The following is a 23,203-nucleotide window of genomic DNA, read 5'->3' as shown; positions in this document are numbered from 1 at the left end:
CGCAGCCGCGCGAGTGCCTGTGCGGCTGCGACGTTGAGTTCCCATACGGAACATTGTTGCGGGTCGACACTGTTCCCATCGCTGTGGTAGGCCAGCCTGATCGACAGGATGAGTAAATTCGTGGTCTTGAACCGCCGGCCCCTCAGACTCAGGCACACGCGCAATTGGCGTGGGCTCGTGGCTGTGTTTGTCACGGTCATGTACCTGCTGTCCGGCGCGCTCCACGGCACTCATGACATCAATGTGACCAGCCCGTCCGGCGGCTCGGACATCGCTTCGATTCTCGATGGCACCGCAGGCCACGGCGACCACAAGGTGATCGGCGGACACCATTGCCACGGCTGCTTCTCGGTGACGGTGGCGCAGCCGGCGCTATCCGCCGCATCCGTCGCGCTCGCGTCTGCATCGCGCCCGCAGCGTGGACCCCGGCTCGCCGGAATTATTCCCGATACCGACTCGCCGCCTCCCAAACACATTGCCTGAACGGATTGGTCGGGCGCCCGCGCCCATTAGGTTCATCCTTCACAGGTCGGCTTCATGTTTTGCAGGGGTATGGCCGCGCGCCTCGCGTGCGCTGCGGCGTGTCTGATTGCCGGGTTGGCGCTTGCACCGGCTTACGCCCAGACTTTGACGATGCGGAGCGCGCTGTCGCGCGCGCTGGAGGCGAGCCCGCGCCTGACGGCAGCTGAGCGCGACCTTGGCATTGCCACGGGCCAGCGCATCCAGGCGGGCGCGCTGCTCAATCCGGAGCTGTCCTATGAGCAGGACGATTCACTCGGCTCTGGCAAATATCGCGGGACGCGGTCGGCCGAGACTACGCTCCAAATCAGCCAAGCTTTCGAGCTGTTCGGCAAACGGGAAGCGCGGATTGCCGCCGGCGCAGCCGGCATCGAGGTCGCCGCGATCCAGCGCAAGGCCGTCAGGCTGGAGCTGCTGTCGGAGACCGCGATCGCCTTCCTCAGCGTGCTCGGCGCGCAGCGGCGCATCCAGATCCTCGACGAGCAGATCGCCGCGATCGACCGCCTGACGCCGCTGCTGCGCCGCCGCGTCGAGGCCGGCGCCTCCTCGCCCGCCGAGACCGGCCGCGCCGAAGTCGCCTCCGCCCTGGTGAAAGCCGACCGCGAGCGCTTCAAGGCGACGCTGGCCAGCGCCCGGCGCGAGCTGGGGGTGCTGATGGGAGATCCCGCCGCGAAATTCGGCGAGGTCTCCGGCCGGCTCGACACCACCGATCGGCCGCCGACGTTCCAGTCGGTGGTCGCCGCCATCGATGCCAATCCGCAACTGGTGCGCTGGACCGCCGTCTATGCCCAGCGCAATGCCGAGCTGTTGCTGGCACGGCTCAAGCCCTATCCCGACGTGCGGATCGCAGCCGGCTGGCGCCATTACAACGAAACCAATGACGATGCCGTGCGCTTCACCGTCTCGGTGCCGATTCCCGTGTTCGACCAGAACCAAGGCAACATCCTTTCCGCCCAGGAAAGCCTCGCCAAGACCAAAGCCGAGCGCGAGGCCAACCGCAACATGCTGATCGTGATCGCCGGCCGCGCCTATGATTCGCTCCAGGGTTCGCTGCGCGAACTTGCGGTCCTGCGCGAGACCGCGATCCCCAAGGCCGTCGAAGCGTCCGAAGCAATCTCGCAAGGTTACGCCCAGGGCCGCTTCACACTGCTCGAAGTGCTGGACGCCCAGGCGAGCGTCGCCCAGGCGCGGCTGCGGGAGCAGGAGGCGCTGCAGAATTTCCATGCAGGCGTTGCGACCATCGAAGGCCTTGTCGGCAATCCCTTCACGCTGGCGCGGGAGAGCGCACGATGAAGACGTCCTCCACCCTTGTCGTCGCCCTCGTTGCCGCCGGGCTCGGCGCCTACGCCTATTCCATGCTCGCGCCGGCCAGGCTCTCGCCAGCCGAGCATGCCGCGGAGAAGAAGCCGGAGAAACCGAACGACCATGTCGAGCAGGACGAGCACGGCGCCGATCGCATCCGCATCTCCGACGTCAAGCTCGCCGCCGCCGGCGTGGTGCTGGCGGAGGCCGCGAGCGCGACGCTGACCGACACGCTCGCCTTCAACGGCATCCTGCGCGCCAATCAGGAAGCCGTGGTGCAGGTGACGCCGCGCTTTCCAGGCATCGCCAAATCGCTCCTGAAGCGCATTGGCGACAAGGTCGCCAAGGACGATCTGCTCGCCGCGATCGAGAGCAACCAGAGCCTCACCGTCTACGAGCTGAAAGCACCGATCGCCGGCACCATCATCGAGCGGCAGATCTCGCTCGGCGAATACGCCTCCGAACAAAAGCCGGCCTTCGTCCTCGCCGATCTCTCCACCATCTGGGTCGACCTGTCGATCTACCGGCAGGACCTGCGGCGCGTCCGCCTCAATGACGAGGTGCTGATCGATCCCGATGATGGCCGCGGCGAGATCAAGGGCATGATCTCCTACATGGCGCCGATTGGCTCGAGCGAAACCCAGACCGCGCTGGCCCGCGTGGTGCTGCCAAATTCGGACGGGCGCCTGCGTCCCGGCCTGTTCGTCACGGCGCGGCTGATCCTCGCCGCGCGCAACGTCGCGGTCGCGGTGCGCCGCAGCGCGATCCAGACGCTGGAGAACCGGACCATCGTGTTCGTCCGCGAGGACGGCGACAAGATCGAGGCGCGGCCGGTGGAGCTTGGGGATGCCGATCCGCGCCATGTCGAGATCAAGGCGGGCCTTGCGGCCGGCGAGCATTACGTCGCGGAGAACAGCTTCGTCGTGAAGGCGGAGATGGGCAAGGGTGAGGCCGAGCATGATTGAGCGTCTCATCGCCGCCTCAGTTCATCAACGCTGGCTGGTTCTGCTGCTGGCGCTCGGCGCCCTCGCCTTCGGCGTCTGGAATTTCCAGCACCTGCCGATCGATGCCGTGCCTGACATCACCAACGTCCAGGTCCAGATCAACACCCGTGCGCCCGGCTATTCGCCGCTGGAGACCGAGCAGCGCATCACCTTCCCGGTCGAGACCGCGATGGGCGGCCTGCCGAAGCTGGATTACACCCGGTCGCTGTCGCGCTATGGCCTGAGCCAGGTGACGGTCGTCTTCAAGGACGGCACTGACATCTACTTCGCCCGCCAGCTCGTCGGCGAACGCATCCAGCAGGTGAAGGACCAGCTTCCGGCCGGGGTCGAGGTCGCGATGGGCCCGGTCTCGACCGGGCTCGGCGAAATCTTCATGTATACCGTCGAGGCCAAGGCGGGCGCCAAGACGCAAGGCGGCCACGACTATTCGCTGACCGATTTGCGGACCGTGCAGGACTGGATTATCCGGCCGCAGCTTCGCAACGTGCCAGGCGTGATCGAAGTCAACACCATCGGCGGGTTCGAGCGGCAGTTCCACGTGCTGCCGGACCCGGGCAAGCTGATGGCCTACCGGCTCGGCTTTCGCGACGTCATGACGGCGCTCGCCGCCAACAACGCCAATGTGGGCGCCGGCTATATTGAGCGCAACGGCGAGCAATACCTGGTTCGCTCCCCGGGCCAGGTCGGCAATATCAACGAGATCCAGGACATCGTCATCGGCTCGCGCGGCGGCAATCCCGTCAGGATCAGGGATGTCGCGACAGTGACGGAAGGCCGCGATCTGCGCACAGGCGCGGCGACGCGGGCCGGCGAGGAAACCGTGCTCGGTACCGCGATGTTGCTGATCGGGGAGAACAGCCGGACCGTGGCGCGCCGCGTCGCAGCCCGCCTGGAGGACATCGCCAAGTCGCTGCCCGAAGGCGTCGTGACGCGGACCGTCTACGACCGCACCGATCTGGTCGAAGCCACCATCCGCACGGTCCGGAATAATCTGCTGGAAGGCGCGGCGCTGGTGGTGGCCGTGTTGTTCCTGATCCTCGGAAACATCCGCGCCGCGCTGGTCACCGCCTGCGTCATTCCGCTGTCCATGGCCATGACCATTACCGGCATGGTCAAGACCAAGGTCAGCGCCAACCTGATGAGTCTCGGCGCGATCGACTTCGGCATCATCGTCGACGGCGCGGTGATCATCGTCGAGAACTGCCTGCGCATGCTGGCCGCGGCCCAGCGCGAGAAAGGCGGGCTGCTGACGACCTCGGAGCGGCTGCGTGCGATCCTGCGCGGGTCGAGCGAGGTGATCAAGCCGAGCCTGTTCGGAACCCTGATCATCGCGGTGGTCTACCTCCCCGTGCTGACGCTGACCGGCGTCGAAGGCAAGATGTTCACGCCGATGGCGCTGACCGTGCTGATGGCGCTCGGCGCTGCCGTGCTGTTCTCCATCACCTTCGTGCCGGCGGCGGTTGCCATCTTCGTCACCGGCAAAGTATCCGAGCACGAGAACCTGTTCATGCGGGCGGCGAAGCGCGCCTATCTTCCCCTGCTCCGATTTGCCATCGACAACCGGCTCGCCGTCGCAATCATGACCGCGCTCATCGTGGTCGCAAGCGGCATCGCTGCCGCGCGGATGGGTGGCGAGTTCATTCCGAGTCTGGACGAAGGCGACGTCGCCCTGGCCTCGATCCGGATTCCCGGGACCAGCCTTACGCAGTCGCTTGATCTTCAGAAGGCGCTGGAGAAACGCATCAAGCAGATTCCGGAGGTGAAGGAGTTCTTCACCCGTATCGGCACCGCCGAGATCGCCACCGACCCGATGTCGCCGGCGCAGACCGACGGCTACATCATGCTGAAGCCGCGCGCCGAATGGCCCGACCCGAACAAGCCGAAGTCGGAGGTGATCGAGGCCATCGACCATGCCGCTAACGAGATTCCCGGCAGCGCCTATGAGATCTCCCAGCCGATCCAGTTCCGTGTCAACGAGCTGATCTCCGGCGTGCGCAGCGACGTCGGCGTCAAGATCTTCGGCGATGACCTCGACATCCTGCAAGGCGCGGCAAAACGGGTCGAGGCAGCGATCCGCGGCATCCGCGGCGCCAGCGACGTCAAGATCGAACAGGTTGCGGGCCTGCCGATCCTCACCGTCCGGCTCGACCGCCAGGCGCTCGCCCGCTATGGCCTCAGCATCAGTGAGGTGCAGGGTATCGTCGAGATCGCAGTGGGCGGCAAGTCGGCCGGCAAACTGTTCGAGGGCGACCGCCGTTTCGACATCGTGGTGCGCCTGCCGGAGCATCTGCGTGGCAATCTCGAGGCGATCCGGGCTATCCCGATCCCGCTGCCGCCCGGTGAGGAGGCCAGCTCCGGCACGGCCGTGCGAACCGCGCTGGCCGCCTCTCCCCTCGCCCAGATGCGGTATGTGCCGCTGTCATCGGTCGCCACAGTCGATGCGACGCCCGGCCCCAACCAGATCAGCCGCGAAAATGGCAAGCGGCGCATCGTCGTCACCGCCAATGTCCGCGCGCGCGACCTCGGCTCCTTCGTCGCCGAGGCCGAAGCGGCGGTGGCTGAGAAGGTCAAGCTGCCGCCGGGCTACTTCATCCGCTGGGGCGGGCAGTTCGAGCAACTGGTCTCCGCGACCAAGCGGCTGACGATCGTGGTGCCGGTGGCGCTGCTGCTCGTGTTCCTGCTGCTGTTCATGGGCATGGGATCGGCTGCGGATGCGGCACTGGTGTTCTCCGGCGTGCCGCTGGCGCTGACCGGCGGAGTCGCGGCGCTGCTGCTGCGCGACATTCCGCTGTCGATCAGCGCCGGTGTCGGCTTCATCGCGCTGTCCGGCGTCGCCGTGCTCAACGGGCTCGTCATCATCGCCTTCATCGAGCGGCTGCGCAGCGAGGGGCGATCCGTCGTCGATGCCGTGCGCGCGGGCGCGCTGACGCGGCTGCGCCCGGTGCTGATGACGGCCCTCGTCGCCTCCCTCGGTTTCGTGCCCATGGCGCTCGCGACCGGCGCTGGCGCCGAGGTGCAGCGGCCGCTCGCGACCGTGGTGATCGGCGGCATCATCTCCTCGACCGTGCTGACGCTGCTGGTGCTGCCGGCGCTCTACGTGCTGTTCCGCCGTGACGAGGTGCGCGAAGCGCCTACAATGGCGCCTGATTTGGCAGCGTCCGGGGAGCGCTAGAGATGGCCGGCCCCGACCATCACGAACATCGCCATCATGATCATGCCGGCTATCCACACGATCATGGTCACGATCATGCTCATGGTCTTGGCCACGCGCATGTGCATGCGCCGACCAGCTTCGGCAAGGCGTTCGCGATCGGCATTTCGCTGAACATCGCGCTGGTCGTGGCCGAAGCCGTGTATGGCTATATCGGCAACTCCACCGCCCTGCTCGCGGATGCCGGGCATAACCTTTCCGACGTGCTCGGCCTGGTCGTCGCCTGGGGTGCGTCGATTGCAGCGCGACGCGCGCCGAGCGGCCGCTTCACCTACGGCCTGCGCGCCTCCACCATCCTGGCCGCGCTGGCGAATGCGGCGTTCCTGCTGGTCGCAACCGGCGCGATCGGCTGGGAGGCGATTTTGCGTTTGCGCGAGCCGGAGCCGGTCGCCGGCGTGACCGTAATGGTGGTGGCAGGCGTCGGCATCCTCATCAACGGTTTTACCGCCATACTGTTCGCACGCGGACGCAAAAACGATATCAACATCGAAGGCGCCTATCTGCACATGGCGGCGGATGCCGCCGTCTCGCTCGGCGTCGTCGTCTCGGCGGCGCTGATCACGTGGACCGGCTGGCTCTGGCTCGATCCCTTAACCAGCCTCCTCATCTGCGCCATCATCCTCTGGGGCACGACCAGCCTGTTGCGCGGCTCCATCGATATGTCAATGGCGGCAGCGCCCAAGGGCACCGACCTCGCCGCGATCAGGGCGTTCCTGCTGGCGCGGCCGGGCGTCTCCGCGATCCACGATCTCCACGTCTGGCCGATCTCGACCACCGAGACGGCGCTGACCTGCCACCTCGTCATGCCCGCCGGCAGCACAGGCGATGCATTCCTGATGGAGACCGCGCAACTGCTCAAGACCTCGTTCCGCGTCGGTCACACCACGATTCAGGTCGAGACGCATCCTGACAACGGCTGCGCCCTGGCGCCGGACGATGTGGCGTAGGATCTCACGGTCCATCCACCCGCCATCGCGAGGAGCTCGCGACAAAATTGCACAGCAATTTTGCGCTGATGCGACGAAGCAATCCAGACTGTCTCTGCTGAGGCCGCCTGATTTGCTTCGCTGCGCGCAATGACGATCGGGAAGCAGCGCGCTTACGCCGCCTTCGCTGTCACGATCCAGATCGCGCCCTGCAACGTCACCGACTGCCCTTCCTGAAACGGCGCGAGCATGTCGCGGATCGAAGCCTTGGCGGCCTCGTACGTCTCCGGCGGATGGCCCTGAAGCGCGCGGCTGGCGGGGCCGATCTGGAGTGCGCCGTCGACAGCGGCATCGAGGCCACCGCCGATCGCTATATCCATCGCCAGATTGTGCGGCTGCAATGCAAGGTCCACGAAGCCGGCACCTTTCAGGATGCGCATCACGCGCTCTTCGGAGGCGAAGGCGAACGGGCCCGGCTCTTCCGGTCCGACCGGCGGCATTTTCGGCACGTGCTTGTAGACCGCCATCAGCGGCGCCATCATCCAGGGGTTTTCCTTCGGCTCGCGCCAGCAAGCGAAAGCGAGCCGCCCTGTCGGCTTCAGCGCTGCCCGCAAATTGGTGAAGGACACAATGGGATCGGCGAAGAACATCACGCCGAAACGCGAGGCGAGCAGATCGAAGCTCGCCGGTTCGAACGAATGCACCGTGGCATCCGCCAGCACGAAATCGAGCGGCAGGCCCTTCGGCGCCAACGCGCGCGCCTGCGACAGCATCGGCTCGGAGACGTCGAGACCGAGCGCAAAGCCATCAGGCGCCACCGCCTTCGCAAGGGCGACCGTCGTTGCACCGGAGCCGCAGCCAACGTCGATCACGCGCTCGCCGGGCTTCGGCTCGGCACGGTCGATCAGCACGTCCGCGATCGGCCCGAGCAGTTTTTCCTGCACCGCATGACGATCGGCCCAACGTTGGCCGCTCGGGCCGTTCCAATAGGCGATCTGGTCGGCGTTGAGCTCGTGTCCGCTTGACTGTTCCATCAACCCTCTCCGCGACGGTGCCGAACGTCCGCGCTCGGCCCGAGACGCTTATCCACATGCCGATCCCAGCCGCAAGGCCGATTTCCGCGCGGGACAAGCCCCGACGCCGCTTTGCCAAGCCAAGTCGACACGGCCAAGCGGCCCTGTATGAACTCAGCGAACGGGAGAAAACCCCGTGAAGTCGGAACGATCAGTCGACATCGATTGCTTGCGGACAATCTCGATCATATGGGTGCCTGACCCACCCGCTTGCCTGGCTTCGCCAATGGCAGCCGGAGGCGGTCAAATCCTCCGTCGCTGCACGCCCAGCGACGTGACACCCCAAGACTTGCCGATCGCGCCGGCTTTCGCGCAGGCAGGCGCGGCAGCACATCGATGATGACATACAGTCCGGCAGACGGTCTGATCCGGACGGATGACGGCGCAAGGCGATCAGCACCGGTTACGTCAGGAGGATTTACGACGGGTCGAGGAGGAGCTCAGTCATTGAGGCGCCTCTCCGCCGTTGCGGGTGCCCCTCGTTTCTAGCCACAGCAAATCGTAGGCCGGCGCCCTCTATCGAGCGCCGCGCCTCACTCGCCGTTCCTCCAAGCTAGCGCCAGAACAGCGCCAGCAGCAGGATGATCGGAAGCGGAATTCCTAGCAGCCACAACAGGGCGCCTCGACCAAGTGTCATGGTGTCCGGCCTCTTCTAGCTTTGACATAGACCAAGCCGCGAAGCCCTCGGGAGTTCCTGCTTCAGGAACGGAAGATTTGAGGGCGCGTTGGAACAGAAAGTGGAAGTTCATGGAGGATCTCACCATGGTGACACGTGCAATACCTAATCCCTTTTTTGGCTGGACATGGTCGGCCGTGCTGGCTGGCATGTTCGCTTCGCTGGTCGTCCAGATCTTGCTGACGATGCTCGGTCTGGGCATTGGCTTGCTCGCAATCGACATACCCACAGCCTCAACGGCACCCGCTGGCGCTGGCTGGGCGGCGTTCGTGTGGTGGGCGGTGTCGGGAATCATCGCCGCCTTTGTCGGCGGTGCCGTTGCGGCAGCCAACTCGCCGGATCAGTCCGGGCTCGGCCGCGTCGGTCACGCACTTGCCGCCTGGGCGGTCACAACCGTGGTCGTGGTGGCTGCGGCAGCGATGATGCCGGCGTCCGCGACCAGCATCGCCAGCAACCTCGTCGGCCCGTCATATACAGCGAGCGCCCGGATCGCCTATTGGTCGAACAATACGGGACGGGATACGGTCGGTGCGACGACTCGGCCGGCCACGCCGGCCCAGCTCGATGAGGCCCGCAAACACTTCTCGTACGTGATGTTTGCAAGCTTCTGTTCGCTGCTCCTCGGCGCAGGAGCGGCCTATGCCGCCGGTATGGCGACGACGGCCCAGGCGGTCAAGGAAACGGCAAGGCCGATGACGTGACGGCACAACGCAGGCTCGGGAATGGAACGCTGGCGCGGGATCTGTGCGCATTGCGGCCGTATTGGTTTCACCGAACGGCCACATCGGAATCAGATGCCAACCAAATTACCTCGATAGGTTCGCCGTTCCTCAAACTGGAAAGGCATACCATGCGCAGCTTCACGGCATCCGTCATCGTTGCAGCTCTCGCCCTCGGGACACCGGCTCTGGTGCAGGCACAGGGCGCATCGCCGCAATCCGGCGCCGAGTCCCCGTCCACGCAGTCCAGCACGGTGATCCGGAGCATACAGGTTGTCGACGTTAAGGAATTGCAGCCGGCGGTGCGCGCGAAAGTCGATGAACTCGTGGCGCACACAAGCGATCAGGACATCCAGTCGCTTCGGCAGTCCATCGACGCCACACCGCAGGCAGCCTCCGTGCTCAAGGCCAAGGGCTTGAGCTCGTCACAAGTCGTCGCGATCAACATCGCCGACGGTGTCCTGACGATGTTCACCAAGACGGCGTGACATCAGACGGGAGATTCGAAACGCACGGTGGCGGCGAGCTGATCGCCGCCCCCTCAGCCGGACGACGAGATTCGCGCTACGAAAAAAGAGGAGGGCCCTGCAGCGGGCCTGCAGCAGGGCTACTCGTGTTCAGCATCAAAACCCTGCCCAGGCGGCAAATTGGAGCCAGTTGGCGGCGCGCTCGGCCCTTGCTTCGGCACCCGCCGGGGCGCTAAAGAGGCGCACTTGGGCGGTTAGCTCAGCTGGTTAGAGCATCTCGTTTACACCGAGAGGGTCCGCGGTTCGAATCCGTGACCGCCCACCAGCCTTCGCTCGCTTCGCGAGCTACGGCTGGGCAAGCCACCTTCGGAACATCATTGACGCGAAGCGGGCGAGGGCTGTCACGCCGAAGCCGGACAGGCGAAGGCGGACTTCCCGACACTCGCCGAGCTCAATCCTGCGGCCGGCCCGGCAGCAACGGCACCGCGTCGATCCACACCGCCGCCGACCGGCACCAGATTTGCCGCGTCGGCCGCAACTTGTCGCGCTGGCGGATGCTACCCCAGCGGATGCCCCAATCATCGGCCTGGTCGCCCTCGCCGCTCGTGAATAGCGGGGAACCGCAATCGGCGCAGAAATGCTGGAAGCGCATCTGGCCGTTGTCGCCCCGCTTGCCATAGATTTTGGGCGTGCCGCCGGTCAGGCGGACGTCGGCTCCGGAACAGACGGCCGTCACCCGGAACGGCGAGCCGGTCAGGGTCTGGCAGTCAGTGCAGTGGCAAACCGAGACCGCCTCGGGATCGATGTCGGCCTCGAAGCTGATCTTGCCGCAATGGCATTGCCCATCGATCTGCATCGCCCTCTCCCCCTTGGCTCCAAAACAAAAACGGCGCCCGAAGGCGCCGTTTTATCATCTTTTGCGGAATCTCAGTGAGCGGTCAGGCCGCCGGCGGCCTCATCGCCGTCCGGCTTCACCGTCACCTTGGTGTCCTCTTCCCAGACGATCGGCACCGGCTTCTTCACCAGCGCCTTGGCGACGACGTCGTCGAGGCGCGAAACCGGGATGATCTCCATGCCGCCCTTGATCGCATCGGAAATCTCCGTGAGATCCTTGGCATTGTCCTCGGGGATCAGCACCGTCTTGATGCCGCCGCGGGCAGCAGCCAGCAGCTTCTCCTTCAGGCCGCCGATCGGCAGCACGCGGCCGCGCAGCGTGATCTCGCCGGTCATCGCGACATCATGGCGAACCGGAATGCCGGTCATGACCGAGATGATCGCGGTGGCCATGGCGACACCCGCGGAGGGACCGTCCTTCGGCGTCGCGCCCTCCGGCACGTGCACGTGGATGTCGCGCTTGTCGAACAGCGGCGGCTCGACGCCGTAGTTGATCGCACGCGAGCGGACGTAGGACGCCGCCGCCGAGATCGACTCCTTCATGACGTCACGGAGATTGCCCGTGACCGTCATCTTGCCCTTGCCGGGCATCATGACGCCTTCGATCGTCAGCAGCTCGCCGCCGACATCGGTCCAGGCAAGGCCGGTGACGATGCCGACCTGCGGCTCGCTCTCGATCTCGCCGAAGCGGTATTTCGGCACGCCGAGCAGCTCTTCCAGAGTCTTCTCGGTGACCTTGACCGACTTCTTCTTGGAGATCATCAGCTCCTTCACCGCCTTGCGGGCGAGTGTCGAAAGCTCACGCTCAAGATTGCGCACGCCCGCTTCGCGAGTATAGCGGCGGATCAAGAGCAGCAGCGCGTCGTCGTCGATCGAGAACTCCTTGGAGTCCAGGCCGTGCTTGGACACGGCGTTCGGGATCAAGTGCTTGCGCGCGATCTCGACCTTCTCGTTCTCCGTGTAGCCCGCGATCCGGATGATCTCCATGCGGTCCATCAGCGGGCCCGGAATATTGAGCGTATTCGCGGTCGTGATGAACATCACGTTGGACAGATCGTAGTCGACCTCGAGATAGTGGTCGTTGAAGGTCGCGTTCTGCTCGGGGTCGAGCACCTCGAGCAGCGCCGAGGACGGATCGCCGCGGAAATCGGCGCCCATCTTGTCGATCTCGTCCAGCAGGAACAGCGGATTGGACGACTTCGCCTTGCGCATCGACTGAATGATCTTGCCGGGCATCGAGCCGATATAGGTGCGGCGGTGGCCACGGATCTCGGCCTCGTCGCGCACGCCGCCAAGCGAGACGCGCACGAATTCGCGCCCCGTCGCCTTCGCGATCGACTTGCCGAGCGAGGTCTTGCCGACGCCGGGAGGCCCGACGAGGCACAGGATCGGACCCGTCAACTTGTTGGCGCGCGACTGCACCGCGAGATACTCGACGATGCGTTCCTTGACCTTCTCGAGCCCGTAATGATCGGAGTCCAGGATGGCTTGCGCCGCTTCCAGATCCTTCTTCACCTTGGACTTCTTGTTCCACGGGATCGACAGCAGCCAATCCAGATAGTTGCGCACGACGGTCGCTTCCGCGGACATCGGCGACATCTGGCGCAGCTTCTTCAATTCGTGCTGCGCCTTCTCGCGCGCTTCCTTGGAGAGCTTGGTCTTGGAGATCTTCTCTTCGAGATCGGCGAGCTCGTCGCGACCGTCGTCGTCGCCGAGTTCCTTCTGGATCGCCTTCATCTGCTCGTTGAGATAATACTCGCGCTGGGTCTTCTCCATCTGGCGCTTGACGCGCGAGCGGATGCGCTTCTCGACCTGGAGCACCGAGATCTCGCTCTCCATCAGGCCCAGCACCTTCTCGAGGCGCGTCGTGACGGACAGCGTCTCCAGGATGCCCTGGCGGTCCGCGATCTTGACCGCAAGATGCGAGGCAACCGTGTCGGCCAGCTTGGCGAAATCGGTGATCGCCTGCACGACGCCGACGACCTCGGCCGAGATCTTCTTGTTGAGCTTCACGTAGCTCTCGAAGTCGGACACGACCGAGCGCGCCAGCGCCTCCGCCTCGACCGACTTCGCGTCGGTGTCGGCGAGCGCGACCGCGGTCGCTTCGTAATAGTCGGCGCGATCGGTGTATTTCTGCACGCGCGCACGCTCGAGCCCTTCGACCAGCACCTTCACGGTGCCGTCGGGAAGCTTCAAGAGCTGGAGCACGCTGGCAAGCGTACCGGTCTCGTAGATGGCATCGGGCGCCGGATCATCATCGGACGCGTTCTTCTGCGTCGCCAGCATGATCAGCGCATCGTTCTTCATCACCTCTTCGAGCGCGCGGATCGACTTCTCGCGACCCACGAAGAGCGGCACGATCATGTGCGGGAAGACGACGATATCGCGCAGCGGCAGCACGGGATAAGCGTGCGTTTCGCCATGAACGATGGTTGGCCGAGGTTTGGGATTAGTCATGGCCTTTTCCTTTTGCTTTGCCCCCTTGCACGCAGCCCGCTGATCATGCGCAACCGCCACAAGGTGCCGACGTGATCCGCAGAGCCGGTCGGTCCTTTTGCGAGTCGGACCGGCTTGCCGGATCGGAACTGAGGCGAATCCAGAAGAGAATTTTCGCTCGCCGCCGACATTAGGTGGCTATCGACCCGGGGGGTGTCAAGTCATTGAAAAACGCGCGCCTTCAGGCGCTTACGCACGCAGGTAAGCGACGCAACACCGGCTGCGGAGATACAGCTCCGCAGCCCTCCTTGATGAGACGATTGGAGCGTTCCAGCGCCGAGAAATCAGGCGCTGGCATTCTCGACGGCGCGATCGGACCGATCGGCGTAGATGTAGAGCGGACGCGCCGTGCCTTCCACGACTTCTCGCGAAATCACGACCTCTTCCACACCTTCCAGACCCGGCAGGTCGAACATGGTCTCGAGCAGGATCGCCTCAAGGATCGAACGCAAACCGCGCGCGCCGGTCTTGCGCTCGATCGCCTTGCGCGCGACCGCGCCAAGCGCCTCGTCGGCGAAGGTCAGCTCGATGTTCTCCATCTCGAACAGGCGTTGGTACTGTTTCACCAGCGCGTTCTTCGGCTCGGTGAGGATCTTCTTCAGCGAGGTCTCGTCCAGGTCCTCGAGCGTCGCCACCACCGGCAGACGACCGACGAATTCAGGGATGAGGCCGTACTTCAGGAGGTCCTCAGGCTCGACGTGACGGAAGATCTCGCCGGTCCGGCGATCCTCTGGCGCGAGCACCTGGGCACCGAAGCCGATCGAGGTCGACCGTCCGCGCGCCGAGATGATCTTTTCGAGACCGGCGAAGGCGCCGCCGCAGATGAACAGGATGTTGGTGGTATCCACCTGCAGGAATTCCTGCTGCGGATGCTTGCGGCCGCCCTGCGGCGGGACCGAAGCCACCGTGCCTTCCATGATCTTGAGCAGCGCCTGCTGCACGCCCTCACCCGACACGTCGCGCGTGATTGAGGGATTGTCGGACTTGCGGCTGATCTTGTCGATTTCGTCGATGTAGACGATGCCGCGCTGGGCGCGCTCGACATTGTAGTCGGCGGCCTGGAGCAGCTTCAGGATGATGTTCTCGACGTCCTCGCCGACATAGCCGGCTTCGGTCAGGGTCGTCGCGTCCGCCATCGTGAACGGCACGTCGAGGATGCGGGCGAGCGTCTGCGCGAGCAGAGTCTTGCCCGAGCCGGTCGGACCGATCAGCAGAATGTTCGACTTCGCGAGCTCGACGTCGTTGTGCTTGGTCTGGTGGTTGAGGCGTTTGTAGTGGTTGTGCACCGCGACCGACAGGACCTTCTTCGCATGGCTCTGGCCGATCACGTAGTCGTCCAGCACCTTGCAGATTTCCTTCGGCGTCGGAATGCCGTCGCGCGACTTGACCAGCGAGGATTTGTTCTCCTCGCGGATGATGTCCATGCAGAGCTCAACGCACTCGTCGCAAATGAAGACCGTGGGACCCGCGATCAGTTTGCGGACTTCGTGCTGGCTCTTGCCGCAGAACGAGCAATATAGCGTGTTCTTGGAGTCGCTCGTGCCGACCTTACTCATTCATGTCTCCGTCCGCGGTTCGATCCCGTTCCGCTCGATCGCTCCATTCCGACACGATGGCCGGCATGAAGCTTAAGTAGAGCAAATTCCGTACCAAAAAAGACCCTACGCGTTACATCCCGTGCGAATCACGGTCGCTCGATTCTCCGCGATCTTAGCCGATCAATCGTAGCCAACCATGCTGTCACCCGACTATCAAGAATTCGCTAATCGGGGCTCGCCGGCTACCCGTGACAATACCGTGATTTCCGGTCTTGGCACGGGCGAAGTGATCGAAATCATTCCGGCGTTGCTGGATTACCACGAAAAACAAGCACGAAAGCGGAACTTTCTGCCTGTCGCAGGACGCAAAACGGCGTTTTGCAACGCGCGCGCGGTCCTTAACGTGAACATCGTCCTGACGGTCCCCGGCGATCCCGAGGGATCGCCGTAACCACCGGGTAGTGCTATTGGGTTTTCGCCGGCACCGGTTCCTCGGCGCGCTTGTCGATCACCCTGTCGACCAGACCGAACTCCTTGGCGTCGTTCGCAGTCAGGAACTTGTCGCGTTCCAGCGCGTCCTCGATCGACTTGTAGGTCTGGCCGGTGTGCTTGACGTAGATCTCGTTGAGCCGCTTCTTCAGGTTCAGGATTTCCTGGGCGTGCAGCATGATGTCGGTGGCTTGGCCCTGGAAGCCGCCGGAGGGCTGATGAACCATGATACGCGCGTTCGGCAGCGAGAAGCGCATGTCCTTCTCGCCGGCGGCAAGCAGCAGCGAGCCCATCGAAGCCGCCTGGCCCGTGCACAGCGTCGAGACCGGCGGGCGGATGAACTGCATGGTGTCGTAGATGGCAAGGCCCGACGTCACCACGCCGCCCGGCGAGTTGATGTACATCGAGATTTCCTTCTTCGGATTTTCAGCCTCGAGGAACAACAACTGCGCGACGATCAACGTCGACATCCCGTCCTCGACCGGGCCGGTCACGAAGATGATGCGCTCCTTCAGCAGGCGCGAGAAAATGTCGTAGGCGCGCTCGCCACGGTTGGTCTGCTCGACCACCATAGGCACGAGGTTCATGTAGGTTTCAACCGGATCGCGCATGAGTCACCTAGGGTTTCGGAGACGGACATCGCCAAGCTTGGCTGCCAGTTTGGCTGGATTTGCCGGAAGGCGGATGGACGTCCTGTGATGCAGGAACTTGGCAGAGGTAGAACATTGGTACAGGGCGTACCGACAGATATAGCCCAATTCGCGCCTGACAAGTGCGGAGCGCATTAAGGCTTAATCCCTCGGGTAGTTGAAGCTGATTCGCACAAAGAGGCCCAGCCGGCCATCTGGCTAGCTTGGCCTCTTCGCTGATCATTCTTAATAGAAGACTGCCTCAATCCCTTCAGGCAGCGGTCTTTTCCGCCTCGTCGTCCTTGTAGAGGTCCTCGCGCGAGACCTTCTTCTCGGTCACGTTTGCGAGTTCGAGGATGAAATCGACGACCTTGTCCTCATAGATCGGTGCACGAAGCTGGGCCAGCGCCTGGGCGTTGTTGCGGTAATAGTCCCAGACCTCCTTCTCGCGGCCGGGCATCTGGCGCGCCCGCTCGATCACCGCGCGGCCGACCTCGTCGTCGGTCACGGTAATCTTGTTCTTCTCGCCGATCTCGGAGAGCACGAGGCCGAGGCGCACGCGGCGGTCGGCGATCTTGCGGTACTCTTCCTTGGCGGCGTCTTCCGTGGTGTTCTCGTCGGCGAAGGTCTTGCCGGCGGAGTCCATCTCGGCCTTGACCGAGTTCCACATCAGATTGAACTCCTCGTCGACCAGCGAGGGCGGCGCTTCGAAGCGATGCGCCTCGTCGAGGCGGTCGAGCAGCGCGCGCTTGACACGCTGACGCGTCGCGGTCGCGAACTCGGCGGCGAGACGCTCGCGCGCGGCTTCCTTCAGCTTGTCGAGCGATTCAAGGCCGAGCGTCTTGGCGAACTCGTCGTCGATCGCGATGTCCTGCGGCGCCTCGATCAGCGTCGCGGTGGTCTCGAACTCGGCGGGCTGGCCGGCGAGCTTGTCGTTCATGTAGTTCTTCGGGAACGACACTTTCAGCGTGCGCGTCTCGCCCGCGCCGATGCCGGTCAGCTGCTCCTCGAAGCCGGGGATGAAGGTGTTGGACCCGATGACGACCTGGATGCCCTCACCGGTGCCGCCCTCGAAGGCTTCGCCGTTGATGGTGCCCTTGAAGGCGACGGTGACGCGGTCGCCCGAGGCGGCCTTGGCGCCCTCGCCCTTGTCAGCATAGGTACGGTTGGAATCAGCGATGCGCTTGATCGCCTCGTCGACGTCGGAATCGGTGACCTCGGCGACGGGCTTTTCGACCTGGAAGGTCTTGAAGTCGGCGAGCGCGATCGAAGGCACCACCTCGATCGCGACCGTGTAGGTCAGATCAGTTTTACCCGACAGCAGCTCCTCGACCTCGGCCTGCTCGCTGGGCATGGTGATCTTCGGCTCGGTCGCAAGGCGGAAGCCACGCTCGGAGAACAGCTGGGTGTTGGTGTCGCGGATGGTCTGGTCGATGGTCTCGGCCATCACCGAGCGGCCATAGACCTTCTTCAGGTGACCGACCGGCACCTTGCCGGGACGGAAGCCGTTGAGGCGGACCTTGTCCTTGAGATCGACGAGCTTGGCATCGGCCTTGGCGTCGAGATCAGACGCAGGGACGCTGATCTTGAACTCGTGCTTCAAACCTTCCGAGAGGGTCTCTGTGACCTGCATGGCGTCCAATCTTCTTCTCGTTCGGTCCCGGCGCGCATGCGTCGGGACGCTGTCATTAATCGATCCGGCGCGAGGCAGACGCCTCAACGCCGGTGGTTCAGCGGGCCGGCTCCAAGCGGACAAACATCCGCGAGGAAGCTGGCCTCGTAATCCGTGCAAACGCTGAAAGCGCTTGGTGCGGGCGGAGGGACTCGAACCCCCACATCTTGCGACACTGGAACCTAAATCCAGCGCGTCTACCAGTTCCGCCACGCCCGCGTGAATTCGCATCAAGGCCGGCCGCGATGCCGCGGGCGGCCGGGCTTATAGCATGTGCCTGACTGTTCGCAGCAAAAAAATGGCTGGTCGGAGGCAGGCATCAAATAGGCACGCCGGCTGGACTTATCCAGCGCGGCGTGGTCCGGATCGGCCATGACAACGCGGATTTTTGACCTGAGCCGACGCGAGGTTTTGGCGGGCCTCGGCGCCTCGGCGGCCGGGCTGATCGCCGGCGGCGCAACCCCGCCGGCCACAGCCCAGCTCGCCCTCCAGGCAAGGCCGGCCACGTTGGCGCTGAGGCAGGGTCAGCCGCCTACGCCGATCTGGGAGCTCGCCGCCGTAAGCCATCTGGGAAACGTTCGTCTCAAGCGCGGCAACCGCTGCGAGGTGGTGTTCCGGAACGAGCTGCCTGTGCCGCTTGCACCGGTCTGGTCCGGCCTGAACGGCCCGGCCGCTTCCGACCCGCTACGGGGGCGCGCGCCAACCGCCCCGGGTGCGACTGAAACATCAATCATCTCAATATCTAGTGCAGGAACCCTGCTGGCCGACTTCCGGCTCTTCGAGGACGGCCTGAAGCAACCCGCCCGCCCGCTTCCGATCATCGCCGAGGAGGCAAATCGGGTCCCCGTCGATCGCGACGAGGTTTTGCTGATCGAGGAATGGCGCCTGCGGCCGGACGGGACCGCGCTTTCCCCCGGTCGCGATCCCCAGGACACGACGCCGCTCTACACGATCAACGGACAGACTTCATTCGAGCTCTCAGCTGCCGCCAATGAGCGGCTACGGCTGCGCTTTATCAATGGCTCCCAACGCACTGTTCTGGCGATCAAATTGGAAAGCCACGAGGTCAGGGTCATGGCCCTGGACGGACAGCCGGCCGAGCCCTTCCCAGCTCGCAATGGCGCTCTCGTGCTGGCCCCCGGCGGACGGGCCGACGCGTTTGTGAACACGGCCATATCGGCCGCTTTCGTGCTGCATGACGGCAAGGAGGCGCGAAGCGTAGGCAGCCTCAAGGTATCGGGCCAATTGGAGCGGCGCATTCCGCTGTTCGAACCGCAGCCACTCCCGTCGAACGATCTACCTGAGAAGCTCGAGTTGAGAGGCGCCCTGCGGTTCGATGTCGCGCTGGGCGCAGCCGATTCCGGCTGGGCGCGGCCGGCAAACTTTTCCACCGCTTCCGCCCCCGCCTTCCGCGCCAAGGCCGGCCGCACCGTCGTACTGGCCCTGCAGAACCCCGCCCCGATCACCACCGTGTTCCACCTGCACGGCCACCCCTTCCGCCTGCTCGACAAGCTCGACGACGGCTGGAAGCCCTATTGGCTCGACACGCTCGCGATCGAGCCCGGTCAGACCCAGCGCATCGCGTTCGCGGCGACCTCACCCGGACGATGGCTGCTCGAATCCGTTCTGACCGACTGGGCCGCCCCGCGCCTGGTGCGCTGGTACGCGGTGGAGTGAACGCTCAGTATTCGACCCCGAGCGCGTCATAGATCCGCCGATGCACAGCCGGCAGTGTCTCGGTCAGATCCTCCGCGATCAGCCCGGGCCCCGCCTCGCTTCCCGCCTCGCCATGCATCCAGACGCCGATGCTGGCGGCCTCAAATGCCGGCACGCCTTGCGCCAGGAGGCCAGCGATGATGCCCGAGAGCACGTCGCCGGCGCCGGCGGTGGCGAGCCAGGGCGGCGCGTTGGCGGCGATGGTGGCGCGGCCGTCGGGGGCGGCGATCGTCGTGTCCGGTCCTTTCAGCAGCACGACGGCGCCGGAGCGCTCGGCGGCGGCGCGAACGCGCTCGAGTTTCGAGCGGCCCGGATGCTTGTTGCTGAGGTCGGAAAACAGCCGCGGAAACTCGCCCTCATGCGGGGTCAGCACCACCGTATTGTCCTGCGACGACTTGATCGATTCGAACAGCCGCTCGGGCTTCGCGGCAAAGCTCGTCAGCGCGTCGGCGTCCAGCACCAGGCGCCGCTGCGCCGTCAGCGCGGTGTGAACGAGATCGCAGGTGCGCTCGCCGACGCCCGCGCCGGGCCCGATCATGCAGGTGTTATAGCGCTTGTCGCCGAGGAGCTCGCCGAACTCGATCGCGGTGTCGACCGGGCGAACCATCACCGCGGTTAGCGCGCTCGCGTTGATCGCGAGCGCATCGCGCGGGCTCGCCAGCGTCACGAGCCCGGCGCCGGCCCGCAGCGCCGCGCGCGCGGCAAGCCGCGCAGCGCCCGTTGCGGCTGCATCACCGGAGACGGCCATCACATGGCCTCGCGCAAATTTGTGGCCGTCGACGCGCGGCACCGGAAAGGCGGCGCCCCAGAAATCCGGATCGTTCTCGAAGAGCTGCGGGGCGATCTCGTCCAGCACGCTTGCGTCGATGCCGATGTCGGCGACGCGCACACGGCCGCAATGCATGCGACCGGGCAGCAACAGATGCGCCGGCTTCTTGCGGAAGAAAGTCACGGTCTCCGCGGCATTCACGGCCGCGCCCATCACCGCGGCGCTGGTGCCGTTGATGCCGCTCGGCAGGTCGACGGCCAGCACCGGCGCGCCGTTGCCGTTGATCGCCTCGATCATCGCGCGCGCCTCGCCATCGACCGGACGGCTGAGACCCGCGCCGAACAGCGCATCGATGATCAGTGCCGGCTTTCCGATCGCCTGCGGATTGAACGGGAGCACCGGGTGCTTCCAGCCGCGCGCGGCCGAGGCGGCGTCACCCTGGAGCTGGTCGCGCTCGCACATCAGGATCACCGAGACCTCGCGCCCTTGGGCGGCGAGCTCGGCAGCTGCGACAAAACCGTCGCCGCCATTGTTGCCGGGACCGGCGACGATCAGGATCGGCCCCTCCTCCACCAGCGCATTGGCCGCCTCGGCGACCGCCTGGCCGGCGCCGAGCATCAGCTTGAAGCCGGGCGTGCCTGCCGCAATGCTGAGCTGATCGGCGCGCTGCATTTCAGCGTTGGTCAGAACTTCCATGCCACTTCCCTGTCCAAACGCCCGTTCAACAGGCACGTTCCGTGCCGACCCATCCCACGGACCAACGATCTGCACACATATTGAACCGTTTGCCTATTTCGTAGTCTTCGGTATTTTGTGCCGGTCGGCGCCACCCATCAGATTGTGCTCGTTAAAAGGCTGATAACGCTCCAATAATCAGGGCATTTGCAACTTGGCATAGACCCTGCTTTCGAGGAAGCCGCTTCGGTTTGTCGTGCTCACTGGCATTTATCAGGGTGTGGCCGGCCGTCGTTGCCGGGCTGGTCAGGCATTCCGGCATAGCGAAGACAAGATCGTGCGTGACAAAAGCGCATCCTGACGAAGACGTTGCTATTTGATCGAAAGGCCGGGAGGCGCGCAGTGAAGAAAATCGAAGCCATCATCAAGCCATTCAAGCTCGACGAGGTGAAGGAAGCGCTTCAGGAAGTCGGCCTACAGGGCATCACCGTCACCGAAGCCAAGGGCTTTGGCCGGCAGAAGGGTCACGCCGAACTCTACCGCGGCGCAGAATACATCGTCGACTTCCTGCCCAAGGTGAAGATCGAGATCGTGATCGGCGACGATCTGGTCGAGCGCGCCATCGACGCGATCCGTCGCGCGGCGCAGACCGGGCGCATCGGCGACGGCAAGATCTTCGTCTCGAATATCGAAGAGGCGATCCGCATCCGAACCGGCGAATCCGGGCTGGACGCTATCTGAGCCGGGTGCTATCCCGCATTTTGCGACACTCTGACAGGAAATAAGGCTGCTTCGGCGGCCTGATTTCGTTTGTACGCGCGCAAAACTCGCCCAAAGCGAGAATAATCTTGCTCATCTGGAAACCGACCCGCAGAGCCAAAAGGGGTATGCATGAAGACCGCCAAAGACGTCCTGAAATCGATCAAGGACAACGACGTCAAATACGTCGACCTGCGCTTCACCGATCCGCGCGGCAAGTGGCAGCATGTGACGTTCGACGTCAGCATGATCGATGAGGATATTTTCGCCGAAGGGACGATGTTCGACGGTTCCTCGATCGCAGGTTGGAAGGCGATCAACGAGTCCGACATGTGCCTGATGCCCGATCCGGTGACCGCGACGATCGACCCATTCTTCGCCGAGACCACGATGGTCATCACCTGCGACGTGCTCGAGCCGACCACCGGCGAGCCCTACAACCGCGACCCCCGCGGCATCGCCAAGAAGGCCGAGGCGATGGTGAAGTCGATGGGCGTGGGCGACACCGTCTTCGTCGGCCCCGAGGCCGAGTTCTTCGTGTTCGACGACGTGCGCTTCTCCTCGACTCCCTACAACACCGGTTTTCGTCTCGATTCCTCGGAGCTGCCGACCAACTCCGATACCGAATATGAAGGCGGCAATCTCGGCCACCGCGTCCGCACCAAAGGCGGCTACTTCCCGGTTCCGCCGCAGGACTCCGTGCAGGACATGCGCTCGGAGATGCTCGGGGCCATGGCCAAGATGGGCGTCAAGGTCGAGAAGCATCATCACGAAGTCGCCTCCGCCCAGCACGAGCTCGGCATGAAGTTCGACACGCTGACGCTGATGGCCGACCACATCCAGATCTACAAATATTGCATCCACCAGGTCGCGCACATCTACGGCAAGACCGCCACCTTCATGCCGAAGCCGGTCTATGGCGACAACGGTTCGGGCATGCACGTTCACCAGTCGATCTGGAAGGACGGCAAGCCGGTGTTCGCCGGCAACAAATACGCCGACTTGTCCGAGACCTGCCTCCATTACATCGGCGGCATCATCAAGCACGCCAAGGCGATCAACGCCTTCACCAATCCCTCGACCAATTCCTACAAGCGTTTGGTCCCGGGCTATGAAGCGCCCGTGCTGCTCGCCTACTCCGCGCGCAACCGCTCGGCCTCCTGCCGCATCCCTTACACCGCTTCGCCGAAGGCCAAGCGCGTCGAGGTGCGCTTCCCCGATCCGCTCGCCAATCCCTATCTCGGCTTCGCCGCGATGCTGATGGCCGGTCTCGACGGCATCAAAAACAAGATCGATCCGGGTCCGGCGATGGACAAGGATCTCTACGATTTGCCGAAGGAAGAGCTGAAGCAGATCCCGACAGTGTGCGGCAGCTTGCGTGAAGCCCTCGAGAATCTCGACCAGGACCGCGCCTTCCTCAAGGCCGGCGGCGTGTTCGACGACGACTTCATCGATGCCTATATCGAGCTGAAGATGACCGAAGTCGAGCGCTTCGAGATGACCCCGCATCCGATCGAATTCGACATGTACTATTCGGGCTGATCGGCTCGAACGCCATGCGACAAGCAAAAGGCGCTCCGAAAGGGGGCGCCTTTTCGTTTCGGAAGTTGTGGTAAGGCTATCGCAGATGACTGCTGCAATCTTGCCGAACGTGCTCGGCCTGCCTGCA

The 23,203-nt window shown here is 64.3% G+C and carries 18 protein-coding genes and 2 tRNA genes; 12 read left to right on the top strand and 8 right to left on the bottom strand.

What is annotated here, in order from left to right:
- The first annotated feature begins 108 nt into the window (after positions 1–108).
- The 5 genes from IVB01_RS12685 to IVB01_RS12665 all read left to right on the top strand — a co-directional run bounded on the left by IVB01_RS12685 (position 109) and on the right by IVB01_RS12665 (position 6,983).
- Positions 109–483 carry a hypothetical protein gene (locus IVB01_RS12685; RefSeq protein WP_247277126.1) on the top strand — a complete coding sequence of 125 codons (375 nt, stop codon included), beginning with the start codon at positions 109–111 and terminating at the stop codon, positions 481–483.
- A 54-nt stretch (positions 484–537) separates the two neighbouring features.
- Positions 538–1,812: a divalent metal ion exporter subunit IhpA gene (gene ihpA / locus IVB01_RS12680; protein ID WP_247277125.1), complete on the top strand. Its 1,275-nt coding sequence runs from the start codon at positions 538–540 to the stop codon at positions 1,810–1,812.
- Positions 1,809–2,786 carry a divalent metal ion exporter adaptor subunit IhpB gene (ihpB, locus tag IVB01_RS12675; RefSeq protein ID WP_247418463.1) on the top strand — a complete coding sequence of 326 codons (978 nt, stop codon included), beginning with the start codon at positions 1,809–1,811 and terminating at the stop codon, positions 2,784–2,786. The genes ihpA and ihpB overlap by 4 nt, the downstream gene beginning before the upstream one ends.
- A complete protein-coding gene (locus tag IVB01_RS12670) occupies positions 2,779–5,997 on the top strand; it encodes a CusA/CzcA family heavy metal efflux RND transporter (RefSeq protein ID WP_247277123.1) in 3,219 nt (1,072 codons plus the stop codon). The genes ihpB and IVB01_RS12670 overlap by 8 nt, the downstream gene beginning before the upstream one ends.
- 101 nt (positions 5,998–6,098) lie before the next feature.
- Entirely contained in the window at positions 6,099–6,983 is an 885-nt protein-coding gene (locus tag IVB01_RS12665; protein ID WP_346015615.1) for a cation diffusion facilitator family transporter, read from the top strand.
- A 152-nt stretch (positions 6,984–7,135) separates the two neighbouring features.
- On the opposite strand, the gene IVB01_RS12660 is transcribed toward IVB01_RS12665, so the two are convergent.
- A complete protein-coding gene (locus tag IVB01_RS12660; RefSeq protein ID WP_247277122.1) occupies positions 7,136–7,996 on the bottom strand; it encodes a methyltransferase domain-containing protein in 861 nt (286 codons plus the stop codon).
- An 801-nt stretch (positions 7,997–8,797) separates the two neighbouring features.
- On the opposite strand from IVB01_RS12660, the gene IVB01_RS12655 reads away from it, so the two are divergent.
- The 3 genes from IVB01_RS12655 to IVB01_RS12645 all read left to right on the top strand — a co-directional run bounded on the left by IVB01_RS12655 (position 8,798) and on the right by IVB01_RS12645 (position 10,222).
- Positions 8,798–9,412, top strand: a complete 615-nt coding sequence (locus IVB01_RS12655) for a hypothetical protein (RefSeq protein WP_247277121.1) — start codon at positions 8,798–8,800, stop codon at positions 9,410–9,412.
- Between the two features lie 149 nt (positions 9,413–9,561).
- Positions 9,562–9,918: a hypothetical protein gene (locus tag IVB01_RS12650; RefSeq protein ID WP_247277120.1), complete on the top strand. Its 357-nt coding sequence runs from the start codon at positions 9,562–9,564 to the stop codon at positions 9,916–9,918.
- A 227-nt stretch (positions 9,919–10,145) separates the two neighbouring features.
- Positions 10,146–10,222 (top strand) — tRNA-Val (locus IVB01_RS12645).
- A 126-nt stretch (positions 10,223–10,348) separates the two neighbouring features.
- On the opposite strand, the gene IVB01_RS12640 is transcribed toward IVB01_RS12645, so the two are convergent.
- The 3 genes from IVB01_RS12640 to clpX all read right to left on the bottom strand — a co-directional run bounded on the left by IVB01_RS12640 (position 10,349) and on the right by clpX (position 14,843).
- Positions 10,349–10,753, bottom strand: a complete 405-nt coding sequence (locus tag IVB01_RS12640) for a GFA family protein (protein WP_247277119.1) — start codon at positions 10,751–10,753, stop codon at positions 10,349–10,351.
- A gap of 71 nt (positions 10,754–10,824) precedes the next feature.
- Positions 10,825–13,248 (bottom strand): endopeptidase La, encoded by a 2,424-nt coding sequence (gene lon, locus IVB01_RS12635; protein ID WP_247277118.1) that lies wholly within the window; start codon positions 13,246–13,248, stop codon positions 10,825–10,827.
- Positions 13,249–13,571: 323 nt separating this feature from the next.
- On the bottom strand, positions 13,572–14,843 hold the full coding sequence (gene clpX, locus IVB01_RS12630) for an ATP-dependent Clp protease ATP-binding subunit ClpX (protein ID WP_008547851.1): 1,272 nt from the start codon (positions 14,841–14,843) through the stop codon (positions 13,572–13,574).
- A 178-nt stretch (positions 14,844–15,021) separates the two neighbouring features.
- Between clpX and IVB01_RS12625 the strand changes: the two genes are divergently transcribed.
- Positions 15,022–15,276, top strand: a complete 255-nt coding sequence (locus IVB01_RS12625) for a hypothetical protein (protein WP_247277117.1) — start codon at positions 15,022–15,024, stop codon at positions 15,274–15,276.
- 13 nt (positions 15,277–15,289) lie between these two features.
- Here IVB01_RS12625 and IVB01_RS12620 read toward each other — a convergent pair whose 3' ends face one another.
- The 3 genes from IVB01_RS12620 to IVB01_RS12610 form a co-directional block, all read right to left on the bottom strand.
- Complete coding sequence (locus tag IVB01_RS12620) at positions 15,290–15,925, bottom strand: ATP-dependent Clp protease proteolytic subunit (protein WP_247277116.1); 636 nt, start codon at positions 15,923–15,925, stop codon at positions 15,290–15,292.
- Positions 15,926–16,214: 289 nt separating this feature from the next.
- Positions 16,215–17,576, bottom strand: a complete 1,362-nt coding sequence (tig, locus tag IVB01_RS12615; protein ID WP_247277115.1) for a trigger factor — start codon at positions 17,574–17,576, stop codon at positions 16,215–16,217.
- Positions 17,577–17,749: 173 nt separating this feature from the next.
- A tRNA-Leu gene (locus IVB01_RS12610) sits at positions 17,750–17,834 on the bottom strand.
- A gap of 153 nt (positions 17,835–17,987) precedes the next feature.
- Here IVB01_RS12610 and IVB01_RS12605 point away from each other — a divergent pair.
- Positions 17,988–19,292, top strand: coding sequence for a multicopper oxidase domain-containing protein (locus IVB01_RS12605; RefSeq protein ID WP_247277114.1), 1,305 nt, complete (start codon positions 17,988–17,990; stop codon positions 19,290–19,292).
- 4 nt (positions 19,293–19,296) lie between these two features.
- Here IVB01_RS12605 and IVB01_RS12600 read toward each other — a convergent pair whose 3' ends face one another.
- Positions 19,297–20,796: an NAD(P)H-hydrate dehydratase gene (locus tag IVB01_RS12600; protein ID WP_247277113.1), complete on the bottom strand. Its 1,500-nt coding sequence runs from the start codon at positions 20,794–20,796 to the stop codon at positions 19,297–19,299.
- A gap of 381 nt (positions 20,797–21,177) precedes the next feature.
- On the opposite strand from IVB01_RS12600, the gene IVB01_RS12595 reads away from it, so the two are divergent.
- Complete coding sequence (locus IVB01_RS12595) at positions 21,178–21,516, top strand: P-II family nitrogen regulator (protein WP_007603495.1); 339 nt, start codon at positions 21,178–21,180, stop codon at positions 21,514–21,516.
- A gap of 150 nt (positions 21,517–21,666) precedes the next feature.
- On the top strand, positions 21,667–23,076 hold the full coding sequence (gene glnA / locus IVB01_RS12590) for a type I glutamate--ammonia ligase (protein WP_247277112.1): 1,410 nt from the start codon (positions 21,667–21,669) through the stop codon (positions 23,074–23,076).
- Positions 23,077–23,203 lie beyond the last annotated feature (127 nt).

Origin of the sequence: Bradyrhizobium sp. 164 (assembly GCF_023073715.1) — a bacterium.
In the GTDB taxonomy this organism is placed as follows: domain Bacteria; phylum Pseudomonadota; class Alphaproteobacteria; order Rhizobiales; family Xanthobacteraceae; genus Bradyrhizobium.
This window is presented reverse-complemented; position numbering and strand designations above follow the sequence as displayed.

What these genes read in the sequence shown, in the direction of transcription:
- IVB01_RS12685 (WP_247277126.1), top strand. Translation starts at nt 109, where the DNA reads ATGAGTAAATTCGTGGTCTTGAACCGCCGGCCCCTCAGACTCAGGCAC.
- ihpA (WP_247277125.1), top strand. Translation starts at nt 538, where the DNA reads ATGTTTTGCAGGGGTATGGCCGCGCGCCTCGCGTGCGCTGCGGCGTGT.
- ihpB (WP_247418463.1), top strand. Translation starts at nt 1,809, where the DNA reads ATGAAGACGTCCTCCACCCTTGTCGTCGCCCTCGTTGCCGCCGGGCTC.
- IVB01_RS12670 (WP_247277123.1), top strand. Translation starts at nt 2,779, where the DNA reads ATGATTGAGCGTCTCATCGCCGCCTCAGTTCATCAACGCTGGCTGGTT.
- IVB01_RS12660 (WP_247277122.1), bottom strand. Translation starts at nt 7,996, where the DNA reads ATGGAACAGTCAAGCGGACACGAGCTCAACGCCGACCAGATCGCCTAT.
- IVB01_RS12655 (WP_247277121.1), top strand. Translation starts at nt 8,798, where the DNA reads ATGGTGACACGTGCAATACCTAATCCCTTTTTTGGCTGGACATGGTCG.
- IVB01_RS12650 (WP_247277120.1), top strand. Translation starts at nt 9,562, where the DNA reads ATGCGCAGCTTCACGGCATCCGTCATCGTTGCAGCTCTCGCCCTCGGG.
- IVB01_RS12640 (WP_247277119.1), bottom strand. Translation starts at nt 10,753, where the DNA reads ATGCAGATCGATGGGCAATGCCATTGCGGCAAGATCAGCTTCGAGGCC.
- lon (WP_247277118.1), bottom strand. Translation starts at nt 13,248, where the DNA reads ATGACTAATCCCAAACCTCGGCCAACCATCGTTCATGGCGAAACGCAC.
- clpX (WP_008547851.1), bottom strand. Translation starts at nt 14,843, where the DNA reads ATGAGTAAGGTCGGCACGAGCGACTCCAAGAACACGCTATATTGCTCG.
- IVB01_RS12625 (WP_247277117.1), top strand. Translation starts at nt 15,022, where the DNA reads ATGCTGTCACCCGACTATCAAGAATTCGCTAATCGGGGCTCGCCGGCT.
- IVB01_RS12620 (WP_247277116.1), bottom strand. Translation starts at nt 15,925, where the DNA reads ATGCGCGATCCGGTTGAAACCTACATGAACCTCGTGCCTATGGTGGTC.
- tig (WP_247277115.1), bottom strand. Translation starts at nt 17,576, where the DNA reads ATGCAGGTCACAGAGACCCTCTCGGAAGGTTTGAAGCACGAGTTCAAG.
- IVB01_RS12605 (WP_247277114.1), top strand. Translation starts at nt 17,988, where the DNA reads ATGACAACGCGGATTTTTGACCTGAGCCGACGCGAGGTTTTGGCGGGC.
- IVB01_RS12600 (WP_247277113.1), bottom strand. Translation starts at nt 20,796, where the DNA reads ATGGAAGTTCTGACCAACGCTGAAATGCAGCGCGCCGATCAGCTCAGC.
- glnA (WP_247277112.1), top strand. Translation starts at nt 21,667, where the DNA reads ATGAAGACCGCCAAAGACGTCCTGAAATCGATCAAGGACAACGACGTC.